This is a genomic window from Candidatus Edwardsbacteria bacterium (genome assembly GCA_031082425.1).
In the GTDB taxonomy this organism is placed as follows: Bacteria; Edwardsbacteria; AC1; order AC1; family EtOH8; genus UBA2226.
Window position 1 is genome coordinate 304,066 of sequence record JAVHLB010000003.1, and the last position, 18,424, is coordinate 322,489.

At 55.0% G+C, this 18,424-nt stretch carries 15 protein-coding genes; all 15 read left to right on the forward strand.

The window, feature by feature from the left end:
* Positions 1-21: 21 nt before the first annotated feature.
* The 15 genes from RDU76_04745 (at position 22) to RDU76_04815 (ending at position 18,384) form a co-directional block, all read left to right on the forward strand.
* Entirely contained in the window at positions 22-975 is a 954-nt protein-coding gene (locus tag RDU76_04745; protein ID MDQ7798240.1) for an aminopeptidase, read from the forward strand.
* A gap of 6 nt (positions 976-981) precedes the next feature.
* Positions 982-2,781 carry a BamA/TamA family outer membrane protein gene (locus RDU76_04750; protein MDQ7798241.1) on the forward strand — a complete coding sequence of 600 codons (1,800 nt, stop codon included), beginning with the start codon at positions 982-984 and terminating at the stop codon, positions 2,779-2,781.
* The gene (locus RDU76_04755) at positions 2,781-6,287 is read left to right on the forward strand and encodes a translocation/assembly module TamB domain-containing protein (GenBank protein ID MDQ7798242.1); all 3,507 of its coding nucleotides are present in this window, start codon (positions 2,781-2,783) and stop codon (positions 6,285-6,287) included. The genes RDU76_04750 and RDU76_04755 overlap by 1 nt, the downstream gene beginning before the upstream one ends.
* Positions 6,288-6,296: 9 nt before the next feature.
* Complete coding sequence (locus RDU76_04760) at positions 6,297-7,301, forward strand: hypothetical protein (protein MDQ7798243.1); 1,005 nt, start codon at positions 6,297-6,299, stop codon at positions 7,299-7,301.
* 127 nt (positions 7,302-7,428) lie between these two features.
* Positions 7,429-8,202, forward strand: a complete 774-nt coding sequence (locus RDU76_04765; GenBank protein ID MDQ7798244.1) for an ABC transporter permease — start codon at positions 7,429-7,431, stop codon at positions 8,200-8,202.
* Positions 8,203-8,217: 15 nt separating this feature from the next.
* Entirely contained in the window at positions 8,218-8,961 is a 744-nt protein-coding gene (locus tag RDU76_04770) for an ATP-binding cassette domain-containing protein (protein MDQ7798245.1), read from the forward strand.
* Complete coding sequence (locus RDU76_04775; GenBank protein MDQ7798246.1) at positions 8,948-9,907, forward strand: MlaD family protein; 960 nt, start codon at positions 8,948-8,950, stop codon at positions 9,905-9,907. The genes RDU76_04770 and RDU76_04775 overlap by 14 nt, the downstream gene beginning before the upstream one ends.
* 15 nt (positions 9,908-9,922) lie before the next feature.
* Positions 9,923-10,561 (forward strand): TetR/AcrR family transcriptional regulator, encoded by a 639-nt coding sequence (locus RDU76_04780; protein ID MDQ7798247.1) that lies wholly within the window; start codon positions 9,923-9,925, stop codon positions 10,559-10,561.
* A gap of 1 nt (position 10,562) precedes the next feature.
* The gene (locus tag RDU76_04785; GenBank protein ID MDQ7798248.1) at positions 10,563-11,912 is read left to right on the forward strand and encodes a TolC family protein; all 1,350 of its coding nucleotides are present in this window, start codon (positions 10,563-10,565) and stop codon (positions 11,910-11,912) included.
* A 154-nt stretch (positions 11,913-12,066) separates the two neighbouring features.
* A complete protein-coding gene (locus RDU76_04790; protein ID MDQ7798249.1) occupies positions 12,067-12,963 on the forward strand; it encodes an efflux RND transporter periplasmic adaptor subunit in 897 nt (298 codons plus the stop codon).
* 2 nt (positions 12,964-12,965) lie between these two features.
* Positions 12,966-16,064, forward strand: coding sequence for an efflux RND transporter permease subunit (locus RDU76_04795; GenBank protein MDQ7798250.1), 3,099 nt, complete (start codon positions 12,966-12,968; stop codon positions 16,062-16,064).
* A 106-nt stretch (positions 16,065-16,170) separates the two neighbouring features.
* Positions 16,171-17,166, forward strand: coding sequence for an OB-fold nucleic acid binding domain-containing protein (locus RDU76_04800; protein MDQ7798251.1), 996 nt, complete (start codon positions 16,171-16,173; stop codon positions 17,164-17,166).
* A gap of 85 nt (positions 17,167-17,251) precedes the next feature.
* A complete protein-coding gene (locus RDU76_04805; protein MDQ7798252.1) occupies positions 17,252-17,482 on the forward strand; it encodes a hypothetical protein in 231 nt (76 codons plus the stop codon).
* Positions 17,483-17,499: 17 nt separating this feature from the next.
* Positions 17,500-17,700, forward strand: a complete 201-nt coding sequence (locus RDU76_04810) for a 4Fe-4S binding protein (protein ID MDQ7798253.1) — start codon at positions 17,500-17,502, stop codon at positions 17,698-17,700.
* Between the two features lie 21 nt (positions 17,701-17,721).
* On the forward strand, positions 17,722-18,384 hold the full coding sequence (locus RDU76_04815; GenBank protein MDQ7798254.1) for an outer membrane beta-barrel protein: 663 nt from the start codon (positions 17,722-17,724) through the stop codon (positions 18,382-18,384).
* The last annotated feature ends 40 nt before the right edge of the window (positions 18,385-18,424 follow it).

The following is an 18,424-nucleotide window of genomic DNA, read 5'->3' on the forward strand; positions in this document are numbered from 1 at the left end:
AGTCGTGGATTATGGGAGAATATGAATAAGATTGATAAGGCGGTCAAGGTGGCCTTGGAACAGTGCCTGGCGGTAAAGAAATCCGAAACGGTCCTGGTGGTCACGGATGAAGGCAATCTTGAATCCGGACAGGTGTTTTATCGGGCCGCCCGGCCGCTGTGCCGCGATGCGGTGCTGATGATAATGCCGGAGAGGGGGAACAACGGACAGGAACCTCCGGAGCAGGTGGCCGCGGCCATGCTGAAAAGCGACGCCGTCTTTCTGGCCACCACCAAATCGCTGTCCCATACCAGGGCCAGGAAAAATGCGTCAAAGGCCGGGGCCAGGATCGCCAGCATGCCGGGGATAACTTTGGATATGATGACCCGGACGCTGGATGTGGACTACCGGAGGATGGAGTCTGAGGGGCGCCGGCTTTGCAGTATCCTAAACGGCGCCAGGGAGGTCAATATCAAAACGACCCTGGGTACCGACCTGACCTTCTCGGTCAAGGGCCGCCGGGCGGAGCCCGATACCGGCATCATCCCCGGCCCTGGCGGATTCACCAACTTGCCGGCCGGCGAGGTCTACCTGGCCCCGGTGGAGGGCACCGCCCAGGGACGGTTGGTGGTGGACGGCTCCATCGGCGATACCGGTATTTTAAAAAAACCGATTGAGATAGCCATCTCCCGGGGTTTTGCAGTCGGCATGAAAGGCGGGCGTGAGGCTAAAAAATTATGGGAGATGCTTTCCAAACATGGGAAGAATGCTTTCAATGTGGCCGAGTTCGGCATCGGGATAAACCCCCGGGCCAAGATCACCGGCAACATCCTGGAGGATGAGAAGGCCCTGACCACCATCCATATCGCCTTGGGCGACAACAGCGGATTTGGCGGTAAGGTAAGCGTGCCCAGCCACCAGGACGGCATCGTTCGCGATCCCAGCGTCTGGGTGGACGGGAAACTGCTGATGGAAAAAGGCAAATTGAAGATATAATCATCCGTGAAAAGAAATTTAGTACATATTTTGCTGTTATCACTGGCATTGCTGTTTGGGGCCTGCGGAAAGAAGGCGGTCGATAAGATGGCCGAGCCGGTCGACGAGGGAGGCCCCCGTCTGAAGCTGGGGGAAGTCACCTTTACCGGCAATACCGCCTTTTCCGAAAAGGAACTGCGGTCCAAGATGACCAGCAAATCCGGCAAGCGGTTCGATGACTATAACTTCCAGCAGGACATGCGCAAGATCATCTTCCTGTACCGTAAGAAGGGCTATCTGGATGCCAAGTTTCTGGGCAGGGAGAGCCGGGTGAACCTCGAGAAACAGGAGATAGATTACCAGCTGACCATCGAGGAGGGCAACATCAGGAAGATCGGGCTGCTCCGTTTCAGCGGCAACCAGGTGCTATCCGATTCCCTGCTGATATCGCTGCTGAAGGTCAAGGCCGGCGACCCGCTGAACCTGCCGGCCATAAACCAGACCTCCTCGGGCATAGTGGCCCTCTACGCCGAGCGGGGGCATATCTATACCATGGTCAAGGATACGGTGCTGGAGACCGAAGATCCCTATACTTCGGACATCCTGTTCAACATCACCGAGGGGCCCCAGGTCCGGCTGGGGGAGATCCGGATAGAGGGGAATAAAAAGGTCAGGGACCGGGTGATAGAACGGGAATTCACCCTTAAACCCGGAGAGATATTCATGCCCTCCAAGGTCTATTATAATCAGCAGCGGGTCTATGCCCTGGGGCTGTTCACAGAGGCCAAGTTCGAAATGGAGGGGATGGAAGAAAAACGCGACACGGTGGATCTGCGGATGGTGGTCAAGGAGGACAAGACCAACTGGGTGGGGTTCAATTTCGGCTTCGAGACCCCTGACAGGGTCCAGGGCGGTCTGGAGTGGGGCAGCGACAATATCTTCGGGAACTTGCAGAAGTTAACCCTAAAGAGCGAAGCATCCTATGGTCTGCGGAAGAATGACCTGAGCGGGATGCATGCCTACACCAATAACTATTACCTGGATTATCTGGAACCGTACTTCTTAAGCACTTCCTATAAAGCCAGCGGTTCGGTCTACTACAAACGGGAAAGGCAGGAAAGTTCCTTCTGGCAGCAGCTCAGCCGCATCGGAGGCGAGGCCAAGGTCGGCAAGAGCCTGGCCAAATTCCTCCAGGCCTACATCGGGTACAAATACGAGTTCCTGGAGGAGACCCAGAACACCACCAGCGACGTATTCCTGACCGCCAGCTTCGACAGCCGGGATGACATGTTCAACCCCCATAAAGGGGTGAGCTCCTCTTTCCGGGTGGATAACGCCGGTTCGGTGCTGGGCGGCTCCAACGACTACCGCAAGAGCTCCGGGGACTTATCCATGTTCCACCACATCGGCCGGGGATTGGTGGTGGCCTGGAGGGTAAGGGCTGCCGGGGTATATACCTACGGCCGCAACGGACCGGTGCCCATCCAGGAGAGGCTGAAGCTGGGCGGAGCCATGAATCTGAGGGGCTACAAGACCGACGAGATCACCACCGATACCACCAGCATCACCAATATGCTGGTCAACGGAAATTTTGAACTGCGGATCCCGGTATACTGGATGTTCGGGGCGGCCATCTTTGTGGACGCCGGGAATGTCTGGTCCGGTTTCGGGGACGTGAAGTGGAGCCAATACCAGGGAGGGACCGGCCTGGGCCTGAGGTTCATCACTCCGGTGGGACCGATCAGGGTGGACTATGCGGTCAAGACCGAGGAGACCGTGGATTTTAAGGAAGGTCTGTTCTATATCAACTTGGGTCACGCCTTCTGATGAAAAGTAAACATAGTAACATAACCATTACTGTTTTGGGCGGGATCATCCTTCTGGGTCTGCTGATCATGGTTATTTATCTGCCCAGCCCCAGATTCCAGAATGAGGTCAAGCTGGAAGCCAATAGGTCCCTGTCGGAGGTCTTGGGCCGCGAATTTTCCATCGGGGGGGTAGAATTTCATTTTCCTTTCACTGTCTTGATAAACGATGTGGCCATCGCCTCCCGGGATTCCCTGGCGCGCGGCCAGCTGCTCTGCGCCCCCCGGATAAAGCTTCAGGCCCATCCCTGGTATTCCGCCACCAGGAGGAGGCTGGTCATCGGGAAGGTGGAGGTGACCGGTGCCGTTGTCTGCCTGGTCCGGGACAGCAGCGGAACCTGGAACTTCGACGGCCTGTTCAAGTCCGACAGCACCAAACCCAAGGGCAAAATGAACCTTCCCCCGCTGTCGGTGGATGACGTCTCCTTCAAGGATCTTTTGATCTCCATCGAGACCCCGGGAAACAAGCAACAGGTGCAGGACATCGACATCCAATTGGGGCTGAAGATGGGCGGGGATAAACTGTCGGCCACCCTTAAAAAAATCAGAGCCTATGATAAAACCCGTAATATAAATTTGGTCAAAGGGTCGGGTGATTTTGCTTTATCCGGCGACACCATCAAGCTGAAGAACTTCGAGATGAATACGGGAAACAGCCGGGTAAATTTGTCGGTCAAGTTCAATTCGAAAACCCAAGAAATTGATCTGTCGCAAATGGACCTCAATATCGGGATGGCTGAGATCCCCCGGATCATAGGATCAGAAGGACAGGAATGGACGGGAAACATTGCCGTAACGGCCGCACTGAAGGGAAGCATATCCTCGCCACAGGGCAATCTAACGATCCGTTCCCGAGAGCTGAAGATAAATGGTTTGGAGCTGTCCGGCTTAGATGTTAAGATTCAGGTGAAGGACAGCCTGGTAAACCTGGTTCGGCTATATTTGAATGCCGGGGAGGGCAATATCGAGGGCCAGGGCCAGGTGGATTTGAAGAACAGGGTCTATGATTTTATCCTGCAATTCGATCAAAGCGACTTCGGCGCCGCCTTGGCAAAGGGTGACGTCCAGCTGAAAACGGAGATCAACGGAGATCTCCGGATCAAGGGCCGGGGATTCGATCCCCCAAAGGCCCGGGCCACAGTCGATCTGATATTAAATAAAAGCCTGGTCAACTCCATCCCGGTGGATCAGCTGGTCTGCAATCTGGCATACGCCGATCGGGCCGTCTCCATAGAAAAATTCGATCTGGCCAGCGGACAGGCCAAACTGAAGGTCAAGGGGGACATCTTCGAAGATGCCCTCAGCGTGGATGTGGAGACCGATGAAATAGAGCTGGACCAATTCGGGGTTTTGCTGGGGATGAAAGATCTGCAGGGCAAACTGCGTTTCACCGGGCTGATCTCCGGCCTGACCAAGGACCCTGATGTGATAGGCACTTTCCGTTTGAAGGAGGCGGTAATATCCAATGTTTCCTGCCTTTACTTTGACGGAAGCATGTCCCTGAAACAGGTGGTGTCCAAACCGCAGGGGGACGGCAAGTTTGTGGCCACCGGCCTGGCTATCGGCAACCAGAGCATCGACCGGGTGGAGCTGCTAACCGAACTCCGGGGCCTGGACTGGGGAGGCCTTTCGATTCACGTGGTCAAGGATTCGATGACCGAGGCCCTGGCCACCGGAATGGTGGAGCTGAAAGGAAAACAGATAAACCTGGCCATCAGCAAGCTGTTCTACAATTTCGGTGACCAGACAGTGGTCAACAGCCAGCCGATACACCTGTCCATTGAAGGGTCCAACATAAAACTGGAACCCACCAAACTTATTGCCGGGCGGGGGTCCTTGGCGCTGGAGGGATTTTACCACAGCGATAAAAGCGTCTACGTTAAAATTAACGGTGATGCCATCGACAGTCGCAAGATAGTGGAAATTCTCAACCTCAAAAAAACAGTCCACGGTCTGTTGGATTTTGACATAAAATTGTCGGGCAACCTGAACGCCCCGGAGATGGCTGCCAGCCTGGCTCTGAACAACGTCCGTTTTGAGCAGTTCACCGCGGACCGGGTGGTAATTGAATGCAATTACGCCGACCGGGTTGTCAATCTGGAAAAACTGGCCATCACCCGCTATGGCCAGCTGTCGGAGATCGCCCTCAGCGTTCCCATAAACCTGGGGATGGGCCCCGGGGCCGGCAAGCTGCTGGACCAGCCGATGTCCGGAGAGATAATACTCCGGGATATCGGAACCTGGGCCTTCTTCCCCATGGCCGAGCTGTTAAGCGTCTACGAGGGGAAGGTGGACCTGAGCCTCAAGCTCTCCGGCACCCCATTCAAGCCCCTGATGAACGGGGAGATGACCATCGCCAACGCCAAGATGGTGCTTCGACCCTTTGGCATGTATCTGCACAAGGTTCAGGCCTTCGCCCATTTCAATGCCGACAGCCTGGTGATAGACAACATCACCGCCAGCACCGAAAACCAGGGCAAGGTGGAGATAAAACGCGGCGAGATCATCCTGAGCAAATTCATCCCCACCACCATGTACTTCCTGATAGTGGTGGACAAGGCCCCGGTCAGGAACATCCCCTTCATCGAGGGGAATGTCAACGCCCGGATCGAGATCGGCGGGACGGTCAATTACCCCAAGATCAAAGGAGAGGTGTTTGCCAATTCGGCCCTGATCACCCTGCCCTTCGCACCGGCCGAGGAGCCCCCGCCGCCGGAGGGCGGGTCCAAACCGATGGACCTGGACCTGTCCATTACCGGCTCCCAGGGGATCTGGCTCAGGAACGCCGACGCCGACATCGAGCTGAAGATAGAGAATCTTAACGTCCGCATGCAGCAGAACGTGCTGTTCCTTTCGGGCCGCCTGGAGACCATCCGCGGAGAGTACCGTTTCCTGGACCGGAGATTCGACATCACCGAAGGCCAGCTGACCTTCACCAATGCGGCGGTCATCAACCCGGAGCTTAATTTATCGGCCCAGACCGAACTGAGCGATGAAGCCCGAACCAAGGTTTTTCTGAAGGTGGGGGGCTCGGCCTTGCAACCCAAGCTGTCCTTCAGTTCCGATCCCTCGATGTCCGAGCAGGATATCCTGACCATGATGTCAGCGGGGATGAAGCTTGAGGGAGAAGGCAACGGTGACCTTGCCGAACAGTTTATAAACCGGGGAGCTGATTACCTGAGCAATATGCTGGGCGGCCTGATCCAGAAAAAGACCGGGCTGGTGGATGTGGTTAAAATGAAGACCTATACCGGCCAGGAAAAGGGCGCCCAGGTGACGCTGGGCAAGTACGTCACCCGGAATGTTTTCGTCAGTTACACTAGGGGTTTTGCCGCCGACCTGAGCGATGAGTTCCGGGCCGAATACCTGTTCGGCAAAAGGAGCGCCCTGTTCATCCAACGCTCCAAGGGTGAGAACAGCGAAGAACAAAAAATAAACTTGGGTATCAGAATGAAATTCAAATATTAAGACGGGGAAATGCAGAAGAAAACAATCTTGTTGAGTATGTCGCTTTTTGCCGCTTCTTTTCTGTCGGCTTCGCCCATAGATTGGCTGACCTACCAGGGGCCGGCGGTCGGGGCCAGGGCGGCGGCCCTTTCCGGCAGCATCGTTGCCGACGATAGCGACCCCAACCTAACCTTTTGGAATCCGGCCGGATTGGGCAATATCAACTGGTCAATGGCCTCCTGCAGCTATCTGCATTCCCAGGGGCTGTTCTTCGACCCCATATTTTCCGGCCCCAAGCGGCTCAACTATATCGTTTTTGCCGGGAAGGGCATAGGAATATCCTGGCGTTCGGTGGCCCGCTATGCCGGGTCGGAATTTACCATGGAAGGCGCAGACTCGGTAAATAATTATTTGAAATACGGGGTTGATGAATTTGCCTTTGCCGTCTCCAAGAAGGATGACCTGCATCAGTCGATGTCTTTGGGATTATCGGCCAAGCTGATCTCGGCCAGGATGACCGAGGTCAAGCAGAAAAAGATGGACACCCTTTGGAGCCGGGCTGAGATCACCGATGAAAGCGGGACCGGGTACGGCCTGGACCTGGGGTTTCACGGAGGCCGGGGACCGTTGATGGTCGGCATCACTGTCCAGAACCTGGCCGGTAAGGTCTATTGGAAGGATTTTGGCGACGACCAGCTGAAACCCAAGATCTCCGGGGGTATCTCCTGGTTCAACGGCAAATTGCCCAAGATCACAGCCAGCGCCGAAAAGTTCTGGGGGAAGGGGGTCCCGGAGCTCAAATATATGGCGGGAGGTGAATACAAACATAATATACCGGGATACGGGGCCGTGGTTTTCCGGGCCGGGGCCAGCCAATACAGAAAATCCCCGGACGGCGAATACGACTGGTCCCTGGGGCTGGGTTATATTTATAAAAGGATCTTGGTGGATGCCTCCAGCATGGATCAGAAGGCTTCGGCCGACGGAGCCAGGCAGAAGATCTATATGGCGTCAGTGAGCCTTTTCCTTGAATAGGACCAGAGGCCCTTTAAAACGCCCGCTTCGCCCGGGCGTTTTATTTATTTACGGCCCTCTTGACAAATCCGGGCCATAGTGATATAATCCGACTGACTGGTCAGTCAATAAATGAACGATAAGTATAATGAATAGATATCTCACCAATAAAATATCCGGGGTCCTTTCGGAGATATACCGGTTTTTCGCCTTTCATTGGGAGGTGCTGAGAAGGTTGGTCCGGCCGCCCTATTACGGTCAGACCATCTGGGAACAGATGGATCGGATCGGGGTGGATTCGCTTTCCATTGTCGTGCTGGTGGGTTTCTTCACCGGATTCGTCCTGGCCTTTCAGATTGGCTACGCTATGATGCGGTTCGGGGCCAAGATATACGTGGGGGGCATCGTGGCGGTCTCCCTGGTTCGGGAGCTGGGTCCGGTGCTGATAGCCATGGTCTTTGCCGGGCGGGTGGGGGCCGGGATAACCGCCGAACTGGGTGCCATGCAGGTATCGGAGCAGATCGACGCCATGAGGGCCCTGGCCACCGACCCCTTGCGGAAGCTGGTGCTGACCCGGATCGTGGCTGCCACCCTGATGCTGCCGGTACTGGTGGTGATCGGGGATCTTATCGGCATACTGGGAGGAATGCTGGTGGGGGTGATGAACCTGGGACTGACTGCGTCGTTCTATAGAAGCTCGGTGATAAACTCCCTGGTTTTTAACGATCTGTTCAGCGGCTTGATAAAACCGCTGGTGTTCGGGGCCATGATCTCCGGGGTGGCCTGCTATTACGGGCTCAACACCAGAGGCGGCACCAAGGGGGTGGGCGAGGCCGTGACCAGGACGGTGGTGGTGTCCTCGGTGCTGATATTCCTTATGGACGCGGTCATAACCAAGCTTTTATTCCTGCTGGGAATATGAGAGGGATCATTGCCTATGATAGAGTTAAGAAATATACATAAATCCTTTGAAGGGAAGCAGGTGTTGAAGGGCGTCAGCCTTTCCCTCAACGACGGCGAGACCATAGTGATACTGGGGCGTTCGGGCTGCGGCAAGAGCGTGCTGCTCAAGATCATTCTGCGGCTGCTAAAGCAGGACCAGGGATCGATCCTGATCGATGGCAGCGACACCACCCGTTACCTCGAGGAGCAGATGATGCCGGTCCGCAAGCGGATGGGAATGCTGTTCCAGGGCGCGGCATTGTTTGACTCGTTCAACGTGGGAGAGAACGTGGCCTATGCCCTCAGGGAGCATACAAAAAATTCCGAGGAACAGATAAGGGCCAAGGTGGCCGAGTGCCTGGAGTTTGTGGAGCTGTCAGGGACCGAACTTCTTATGCCTTCGGAGCTTTCCGGCGGCATGAAAAAGCGGGTGGCCCTGGCCCGGGCCATGGCTCTGGATCCGGTTTATATGTTCTACGACGAGCCCACCACCGGCCTGGATCCCCTGACCTCACGGAAGATAAACCAATTGATAAAAAAGCTTCAGTCGGAGAGGAATGTATCATCGATAGTGGTCACCCATGAGATAGCCAATGCTTTTCAGGTGGCCGACCGGTTCGTGGTCATCAAGGACGGGGAGATACTGCTGACCGGAAGTTCCGCCGAGATCAAGGGATCAAAATTGAAATTCGTTCAGGATTTTATTAAAGGAGGGATAATAAGCGATGGCAGGCATTAGGATATCACACGAGTTGAAGGTGGGGGCCCTGATCACGGCCGGGCTGATCATAGCCCTGATAACCATATTCTCGGTGGGAGAGCGCCAGGGCTTGCTCAAGCAAAGATATTATCTTAAAGCGCAATTCGACGATGCCGGCGGCCTGCAGAAGGGCGCTCCGGTCAGGGTCTCCGGCTTTCAGGTGGGGGTGGTTAACAGCATCGACCTGGTGGAGACGGCCGGCAAACCGAGGGTGGAGATAAACCTGCGGATAGAGAAAAGCTGGCAGAACAAGATACGGAAGGGGTCGGTAGCCAGGATCAGCAGCCTGGGCTTGCTGGGGGACAAGCTGGTGGAGATCGTCCCTGTCAACCAAAGCAACGCCGTCCTGAATAACGGGGATTTGCTTTTGACAAAAGAAGTGATGCCCCCCGAGGAGATACTGGCCACCGTCGCCGAGATATCGGATACCCTGAGGTCCACCACCCTGTCGCTTAACGTGATAATGAAAAAGATCGAAAAGGGCACCGGCACTCTGGGTAAAATGATCGATGACCCCCGATTGTATACCAACCTTGATTCGGTCATGGTCAGCATGAACCATCTTATATTGCTGATCAAGGGCAACAAGGGAACCATTGGCAAGCTGATGAACGATCCCGCTCTGTACAATAGCCTCAATCAGACCATGTCCAATTTAAACACCATCTCCGACAGCCTGCGCCGAGGGCAGGGCAGCCTGGGCAAGCTATTGCGGGAGCCGGATTTTTATAACTCCCTGGACTCGACCTCCAAGCGCTTGGATGTTATTCTCTCCCGGATGGAAAGGGGAGAGGGGACATTGGGCAAGCTGTCCAAGGACGAAGAGATGTACCAGAAACTCAAGGAATCTTCCCAAGAGCTGAACCAACTGATAAAAGACATGAAAGCCAATCCCAAAAAGTACCTTGGCGTTAGCATATTTTAAAGGAAGATGTCTGAAATGAAAGAGAATGACCAGGGAAAACTACCGCGCAAGGAACGGGAAAGACTTGCCCGCCGGACGGAGATCCTTCATGCCGCCCGGGTGATATTCGCTGAAAAGGGGCTTCACGAAACCACCTTGGACGAGATCGCCGAGAAGGCGGAGCTGGCCAAGGGCACCTTATACGGCTATTTTGAGAACAAGGAGGATCTTTTCTTTTCGGTTCTGGAGGAGACAATTCACAACTTAGAAAAGGTCATCAAGGAAACCAGCGGCAGCGGCCTTCCTCCGCCCGAGAAAATATCCATAATGATAAAAACCATACTGCGGCTGTTCGAGGAGAATGTAGACCTGATGCAGTTGATGACCCGTAATCAACCCGGGGTGCTGATGCATAAAATGCAGGAAAAAATGAAGGTTCATTTCAGGAGTCTGATATTATCGGTTTCCGGGGTGCTTCAGGAAGGCATCCAACAGGGATTTTTTGATAAGATAGACACCGAAAAGGCCGCCGCCGCGTTTTTTAATCTGATACACGGGAATGCGATGAACTCCTTCTGGCATCAACAGAAAATAAATAATAAAGAAGATTTAAAATTTCTGGTTAATTTCTATTTAAGCGGCATAACCAAATATGATACCAAAGGAACTAAATAACATGAGAAGAGTGGTTGCATTAGTGATCCTTTTTGCCTCCTTTGCGGCGGCGGAGGATATATCCTTAAACCAAGCCATAGATCTGGCTCTGAAGCAAAACGCCGCCCTGAAAATAGCCCAGTACAAGGTCAGTGCCGCCGAGGGCCAGCTGATGACCGCCAGAGGGTATCTGGTCCCCCAGCTTTCGGTCTCCGGCAGCATAGTTCGGTTGAACAGCCTGATCGACATGAAAGCCGGGCAATCATATTACCTGCCTGTGCGGGACAGCAATTTCATACCTACCGGGGATATGGTGCAAATGTCCAGCGCCTCGATAACCTCGGACAAAATAGGCAACACCTATTCCGGAAAATTATCCGCCAGCTGGCCGATCTACACCGGCGGAAAAATATGGCAGGGCTATCAGATAAGCCGGCTGAACCGCCAGGCCGCTGATGAATCTTACGACAGCGCCAGGGCCGGGGTGATCTATGCGGTCAAACAGGCCTATTACGGGCTGCTGCTGGCCCAAAGCGCCTACGCCGTCACCCAGGAGGCAGTATCGTCCATAGGAAAGCACTTGGGACGGGTGCAGGCTTTATATCAAAAGGGGATGGTCTCCCGTTACGATTTATTGCGGGCCGAGGTCCAGCTTTCGAATATGCAGCCCCAGCTTATACGCATGCAGAATGCGGTGGAGCTTTCCCGGCAGTCATTCAATATGGCCCTGAACCGGGAGCTGAACGCACCAGTGGTTCTGAGTGATTCCATGGCATTTCATTTGCTGGAGGCGGATAGCGCTCTGCTGGTAGGGCGGGCTTTTCAAGCCCGGCCGGAATATAAATCAATTTTGATCAGGCAAAAGATGGTTGATAAGGCCAAGCTGATATCCTATGCCAGCTACCAGCCCACCGTGGCGCTGATTGCCGATTATTCCTACAGTAAGGGATCCGGTTTCTCCGGTTCGGACGAATGGCAGAAGAACTGGGACGTGGGGGTTTCCGCCAGCTGGCCTTTGTTCGACGGCGGTTCCGGGCTGGGCAGGATCAAAGAGGCCAAAGCCAATGCCCAACAGCTTAAATTGGCAAAAGAAATGGTGGAGGACGGGATAAAACTTGAGGTTTCGGCCAATTACCTGACGATGAAGGCCAATGAAAAGGCCATTTCTTCACAGGAAAAGGCTGTGCAGCAGGCTCAGGAAGCTCTGAATATAGCACAAACCCGATATGAGAACGGCCAGGCCACCAATCTTGATGTGTTGGATGCCGAAGTGGCCCTGACCCAGGCCAAGACCAACAAGATCCAGGCCCTGCATGACTATCTGGTAAGCCTGGCAAAACTGGAGATGGCGGTGGGGGCGACGCTCAAATAGGATCGGATGACTTTAAATCATAATCGGCATCCAGAATTTAAAGCTCTTAACCGGAGGATCTGTTTTGTCGGATATTTGGGCAATAAAACACTAAATTCAGTGTCGGCAAGCAACCTAAAACAAAGAATATACTGTAAAAGGAGCAAGGTCATTCATGAAGGGCAAGACAATTTTAATCACCATAGCCGCGATGATAACCCTTTTCCTGGGGTTCAAAGTAATAAAATCGGTTACTGATAAAAAAACTGTGACGGTGCAGGCCCAAAAATATCCCGTGGAGATTTTGACTGTCTCTCCCTCTGACTATGACGAGAGCATAAACTTGTCCGGATCCATGATGGCCGAGAACCAGACCGATGTCCCTTCTAAGGTTTCCGGAAAGATCATAAAATATCTGATGGAAGAAGGGGCCTGGGTGGACAAGGGCCAGAATGTGGTTTCCATAGACCGGGATGAGATCGGGGTGGAGTTCAAGGAGGCCTGGTTGGAAGCCCCCATTTCGGGCTGGCTTACCAAAAAATATCTTGACACCGGCGGCCATGTGACCCCGGGCATGCCCTTATTTCAGATCGCCGATTATCACCAGGTAAAATTGGTGGTTCAGATCCCCGAGGCTGAGATATCCCGGGTCAAGACCGGAGCGGGAGCCCAGATCTCAATAGATGCCTGGCCGGGCCAGACCTTTTACGGTTCGGTCAGCCAGATATCGCCCACGGTGGATTACCTGAGCCGCACGGTCAAGGCCGAGATCGCCATCAAGAACCCCGGCATGAAGATACGGCCGGGGATGTACGCCCGGGCCCGGATCAACATCAAACACCATGTCAAGGCAGTGGTCATTCCCACCACCGCCATCATCGAGCGCGAGACCGGCACCATGGTATTCGTGGCGGAGAAAGGCCTGGCGGCATCCCGGCCGATCGTTGTCGAACTGGACATGGGCGAAACCTGCTCCATCAAGTCCGGCCTATCTTTCGGCGATAAACTGATCGTGGCCGGCCAGCACACCGTGGCCCAGGGATCGGCGGTAGAGATCGTGGGAGGCAAATAAGAATGATACTTTCTGAATTCGGGATCAAGCGCCCGGTGACGGTCTTCATGATATTCATCGGCGTCACCATCATCGGGCTGGTGGCCCTGGCCAACCTGAACATCGACCTGCTGCCCGACATGTCCTTCCCCATCGTGGCGGTGATGACAGATTATCCGGGAGTGGGGCCGGCCGAGGTGGAGGCCATGGTCAGCCGCCCCATGGAGAGCGTGGTCAGCATGGTGCGCAACGTAAAGAATGTGCATTCCACCTCCAAGGAAGGCTCCTCGATGATAACCCTGGAATTTGACTGGGGCACCGATATCGACGCCGCAGCCATAGACGTCCGGGAAAAGATTGACCTGGTCAAATCCCATCTGCCGGCCGGGGTCCAGAATCCCACCATCGTCAAATTCGACCCGGCCCTGATGCCGGTGATGGTGGTGGGGGTATCCAGCCCCCGTGGGGTCTCGGAACTGCGACAATATGCGGACGACAATCTCAAGGACCGGCTGGCCCGGATCCCGGGGGTGGCTGCGGTGACCGTGCAGGGGGGGCAGGACCGCCAGATCCAGGTCAACATCGACCGCACCAGGATGGAGGCCCTGGGCCTGTCCTTTGATCAGATAGGACAGGCCCTGATGGCCTCCAATCTGAACCTGCCCGGAGGCCACCTTAAAAGCGGCCAGCTGGACTTCCTGATCCGGATCCCAGGGGAGTTCAAAACCGTAGAACAGATCTCGGCCACCGTGGTCGGCAACCGGGGCGGGACCCCGGTCTATCTCCGGGATATCGCCAAGGTGGAGGACAGTTTTACCGAAATAGACACCGAGACCAAGCTCAACGGACAGCGCTCGGTGGCCCTGGTCATCCAGAAACAGTCCGGTTCCAACACCGTGGCGGTCAGCAACAAGATCCAGGCCAAGATCGAGGAGATGCAGAAACAGATGCCTTCCGACATCAAGCTGGCGGCGGCCTTTGATTCCGCTCAGTTCATCCGGGAATCGGTCAAAACCCTGCAAGCCGAGGCCATCGGCGGGTCCCTGCTGGCCATCCTGATCATAATCCTGTTCCTGCGCAACTTCTCCAGCACGCTGATCATCTCGCTGTCCATACCGTTCTCCATCATCGTGACCTTTGTCCTGCTCTATTTCCGTAACATGACCCTGAACATCATGACCCTGGGCGGGCTGGCCCTGGGAGTGGGCCGCCTGGTGGACGATTCCATCGTGGTGCTGGAGAACATCTACCGCCACCGCGAGGCCGGGCAAAGCCCCCAGGAGGCCGCACTGAAAGGAGCCGACCAGGTGTCCATGGCAGTGCTGGCGGCCACCATCACCACCATCGTGGTCTTCCTGCCGATCGCCTTCGTCTCCGGCATCGCCGGGGTGCTGTTCCGGCCCATGGCCTACACCGTGTCGTTCTCCCTGATCGGCTCGTATTTCGTGTCCATGATGTTGCTGCCGCTGTTGACCAGCCGGTTTTTGAAGGTGGAAAAGCCCGAGATAGTTGGGATCGGTTCTTCCTGGTGGAAAAAGTTGATGGACAGGATAGGCAAATGGCAGGACGATGTTGATGGGTTTTATAAAAGGGCCCTGACCTGGGCCCTGGCCCACAAGAAGGTGGTGATGGCGGTCACCTTGGGAGTGGTGTTGGCCAGCCTGTCTCTGTTTACCGTGGTTGATTCCGAGTTCATCCCCTCCAGCGACGAGGGGGAATTCACCGTTAATCTTACCATGCCGGTGGGCACCTCCTTCAGGCAGACCGGAAGCATCCTGCAGCGAATGGAGGATGTCGTTAAAGCCGAAGTCCCGGAAACCCGGACCCTCTATTCAACTTTCGGCGAAGGCGAGGGGATGCGCAAGGCCATGGCCGGAACCGGGCCCAACATAGGTGCCATGCGGATCAAGATTGGCCCGCGCTCCCAGCGGAGCCGCAGCGTCGACCAGATCATTAACCTGCTGAGGGCCAGGTTCTCGGCCATTCCCGACGCCCAGGTGGTGTTCCTCTCCGGCAGCCTGATCTCCCAGATCATGAGCATGGGCGCCGGCGGGGCCATCCAGGTGGACATTCAGGGTTACGACCTGGAAAACTCCCGGAAGCTGGCGGAGCAGGTCAAGCAGATAATGGCCTCGGTCAACGGAACCAGGGATGTTAACATCACCCGCAAAGAAGGCATGCCCGAACTGCAGGTGATCGTGGACCGCGACAAGGCCGGAGCCATGGGACTGAGCGTTTACCAGGTGGCCTCGGCGGTGGAGACGGCCTTCAAGGGCAGGACGGTCACCCGTTTTCGGGACAGCAAGTTCGGCAAGGAATATGACGTGGTGGTCCGTTTTCAGGAGAATGACCGCTCCCAGATCCCGGACATAAAGAACCTGAAAGTAATGAGCCCGATGGGACAGATGGTGCCGGTCTCCAATATTGCCCGGATCCAAAAGGCCTTCGGGCCGGTGGACATCAGCCGCAAGAACCAGCAGCGGATCGTTTCCGTCACTGCCAACGCCACCGGCCGGGCCATCGGGGCCATCAACGGCGAACTGGCAGATAAAATAGCAAAGATCAGCATTCCCGAAGGCTTCACCGTGGAAGTGGGCGGCTCGGCCAAGGACATGGCCGACAGCTTCAAGAGCCTGTTCTACGCCACCCTGCTGGCCATCATGCTGGTCTATATGGTGCTGGCCTCGCAGTTCGAATCATTGCTGGACCCCTTTGTCATCATGTTCTCGGTGCCGTTGGGCATAGGGGGCGTGGTCTGGGGCCTGTTCCTGACCGGGCACAATTTTTCGGTGATCGCCTTCATCGGCGTCATCATGCTGGTGGGCATCGTGGTCTCCAACGCCATCCTGCTGGTGGATTACGCCAATGTGCTGAGAAAGGAAGGGCTGGGCCTTTACCAGGCGGTGATCCAATCGGGGCATACCCGGCTGCGTCCGATCCTGATGACCACTCTGACCACCATCGTAGGTATGATGCCCATGGCCCTGGGGATAGGGGAAAGCGCGGAAACCTCGGCGCCGCTTGCCATTTCGGTGATCAGCGGCCTGACGGCCTCCACCTTGCTGACATTGATCTTCGTGCCCACTTTGTATGTCTTGTTCGAGGAAAGGCTGAGGAAATAAAATTTTCCCGGAGTATAAATAGCCCGTTCGTTTGGAACGGGCTATTTATCTTGTTGACAATAGCTGAATTTACGGATAAAATTAAGCTAATAGATGGAGTACAAAAATGAGCCGAATAAGCATAAAACAACTTAAAAATGGGGAGATGCAGGGCCAGGAACTGATAGAAAAATACGCCCTGCGCAAGGTGGAGATCAAGACCAAGGAATCGGATGGGAAATCCTTCCTTTCCCTGGAGGTGGGCGACGCCACCGGCCGTGTGGATGCGGTGCTATGGAATGAGGCCGATGCGGCCTATAAGCAGGTCTCCCCCGGCGATGTGGTCCAGGTCAAGGCGGTGGTGGGGAGATACAAGGACAACGTTCAGCTGAGGATAGAAAATATACGCAAATGCGAAAGAAGCGAGTATGATCTGGCGGAAATATTGGCTTCCTCCGCATTCACCCGCAGCGAACTTGAGGCGTCCCTAAGGTCGGAGCTGGCCGGGGTCAAGAATCCCTCTCTGGCAAAATTATTGAAGCTGTTCTTTGACGATCAGGATTTTATGAGGGACTTTCTGGATGCCCCGGCGGCCAAGCTGTGGCATCACGGCTGGATCGGAGGCTTGGCCGAGCACACGGTCGCGGTCTGCCGGTTGGCCCGGGGGGGGCTTAAAAATTACCAGCTGCTGGACCCCGACCTCCTGATCACCGGATGCCTGCTGCATGACATCGGCAAGATCAGGGAATTTACCGTTAGCACCTTCGTGGATTATTCCGACGACGGTCGCCTGATGGGGCATATAGTGCTGGGCGACCAGATGCTGCTGGAGAGGATGGCCAAAATAAAGGACTTCCCCCGGGAATTGGCCAAGCGGCTCAGACACATCCTGCTGTCCCACCACGGGGAGAAGGAGAAGGGATCCCCTGTGGTTCCGGCCACCCTGGAGGCCCTGGTGGTGCACCATTGCGATCTTATGGATGCCCATGCCGCGGCCTACGAAAGGATAATAAGGCGGGAGGGTGTCAACAGCAAACGCTGGAGCGAATATGTAAATCTGATAGACCGCTTCATCTACCTGGCCAGGGAGGAGGGGGTGGCGGAAAATCCGCAGCTTTTTTAAATGCCTCTTGCTAAAATGCGCTTCTTGTGATAATATTTACAGCAGTAATTGAATGAGATATCAATAAATTATTAAGGAGACCCCAATGGAAGACCTCAAGCTGGCAAAAAAACTGGTCAAGGCCCTGGACATGGCCATCAGGTACGAAAGACAAGCCCAGGAAAGATACGCCCGGGAAGCCACCTATTCGTATGAATACGATGTGAAGGGCCTCTTCAAGCAGCTGGTTTCCGAAGAATTAAAACATGAGAGGATCCTGACCCAGAAGAAGAATCTGGTGCTCAAGGATATCGCCAAAATGGAAAAGAATAAATAATTTACAAGGAGTTGAAGATGCCCAAGAAAACCTATCCTAAGATCGATGTTGAGGCCTGCATCGGCTGCGGGGCCTGCGTTTCGGCCTGCCCAACCAGCGTGCTGGATATGCCCTCGGACAAGGCAGTAGTGGTCAAAGCCGATGCCTGCACCGAATGCGGTGCTTGCGTCGATGCCTGCCCGGTTTCCGCCATAGTGCTGGCTGAACAGGATTATTAATAACCGTAAATCATTATAAATATGAAAAAGATATCAATAGCTGTGCTGGCCGCCATCTGCCTGACTGCCACCGCCCATGCCGGAATGCTGCCTTATGCCAACAGCGTCCTGATGCTGAAGGGCGGGTATTATAACCCCTCCGGTGTGAAAGGCGGCGGCGGGCTTCTGCTTGGCCTGGGGGTCGGCAATGCGGTGGATGATATGGTCAATTTGACACTGGGGCTGGAATACTTCGGCAAAAGCTTCGAGGAGAAGCAGGAGGCCGACACCTCCAGCACCACCGGGATAACCACCACCACCATGATCAAAGTTCTTTACGAGCATAAGGTCACATATCTCCCCTTGTGGGCCAGCCTGAATATCACCATTCCCGCCGGTGGGGCCATAAAACCCTATGTAGGGGGTGACCTGGGGTGGGGATTGGCCAAAGTGTCCTATGATTACAAAGATACCACAATTGCTGTCGATAAAATCACCCAGGGCCCGGATGACGGATTTTACACTGGCTTCGGCTGGCGGGTCAGGGGAGGAGCCAGGATCGGGCTGGGGATGCGCAGCGCTCTGCTCTTGGAAGCATCTTATAACGGCACCACGGTAGCCCGCGAAGAGGAAGGCGGCTGGGAGCGGGAACTGGACATGTCCGGCATAGGCATTGGCGCGGCCATAGAATTGAAGGGATTTTAAGGGTTATATTACAATAAAAAGCCCCCCGCTTAAAGCGGGG

Bases quoted from the DNA above. Each gene is read 5' to 3' on its own strand.
- RDU76_04745 (MDQ7798240.1), top strand. From the start codon at position 22: ATGAATAAGATTGATAAGGCGGTCAAGGTGGCCTTGGAACAGTGCCTG.
- RDU76_04755 (MDQ7798242.1), top strand. From the start codon at position 2,781: ATGAAAAGTAAACATAGTAACATAACCATTACTGTTTTGGGCGGGATC.
- RDU76_04760 (MDQ7798243.1), top strand. From the start codon at position 6,297: ATGCAGAAGAAAACAATCTTGTTGAGTATGTCGCTTTTTGCCGCTTCT.
- RDU76_04765 (MDQ7798244.1), top strand. From the start codon at position 7,429: ATGAATAGATATCTCACCAATAAAATATCCGGGGTCCTTTCGGAGATA.
- RDU76_04770 (MDQ7798245.1), top strand. From the start codon at position 8,218: ATGATAGAGTTAAGAAATATACATAAATCCTTTGAAGGGAAGCAGGTG.
- RDU76_04775 (MDQ7798246.1), top strand. From the start codon at position 8,948: ATGGCAGGCATTAGGATATCACACGAGTTGAAGGTGGGGGCCCTGATC.
- RDU76_04780 (MDQ7798247.1), top strand. From the start codon at position 9,923: ATGAAAGAGAATGACCAGGGAAAACTACCGCGCAAGGAACGGGAAAGA.
- RDU76_04785 (MDQ7798248.1), top strand. From the start codon at position 10,563: ATGAGAAGAGTGGTTGCATTAGTGATCCTTTTTGCCTCCTTTGCGGCG.
- RDU76_04790 (MDQ7798249.1), top strand. From the start codon at position 12,067: ATGAAGGGCAAGACAATTTTAATCACCATAGCCGCGATGATAACCCTT.
- RDU76_04795 (MDQ7798250.1), top strand. From the start codon at position 12,966: ATGATACTTTCTGAATTCGGGATCAAGCGCCCGGTGACGGTCTTCATG.
- RDU76_04800 (MDQ7798251.1), top strand. From the start codon at position 16,171: ATGAGCCGAATAAGCATAAAACAACTTAAAAATGGGGAGATGCAGGGC.
- RDU76_04805 (MDQ7798252.1), top strand. From the start codon at position 17,252: ATGGAAGACCTCAAGCTGGCAAAAAAACTGGTCAAGGCCCTGGACATG.
- RDU76_04810 (MDQ7798253.1), top strand. From the start codon at position 17,500: ATGCCCAAGAAAACCTATCCTAAGATCGATGTTGAGGCCTGCATCGGC.
- RDU76_04815 (MDQ7798254.1), top strand. From the start codon at position 17,722: ATGAAAAAGATATCAATAGCTGTGCTGGCCGCCATCTGCCTGACTGCC.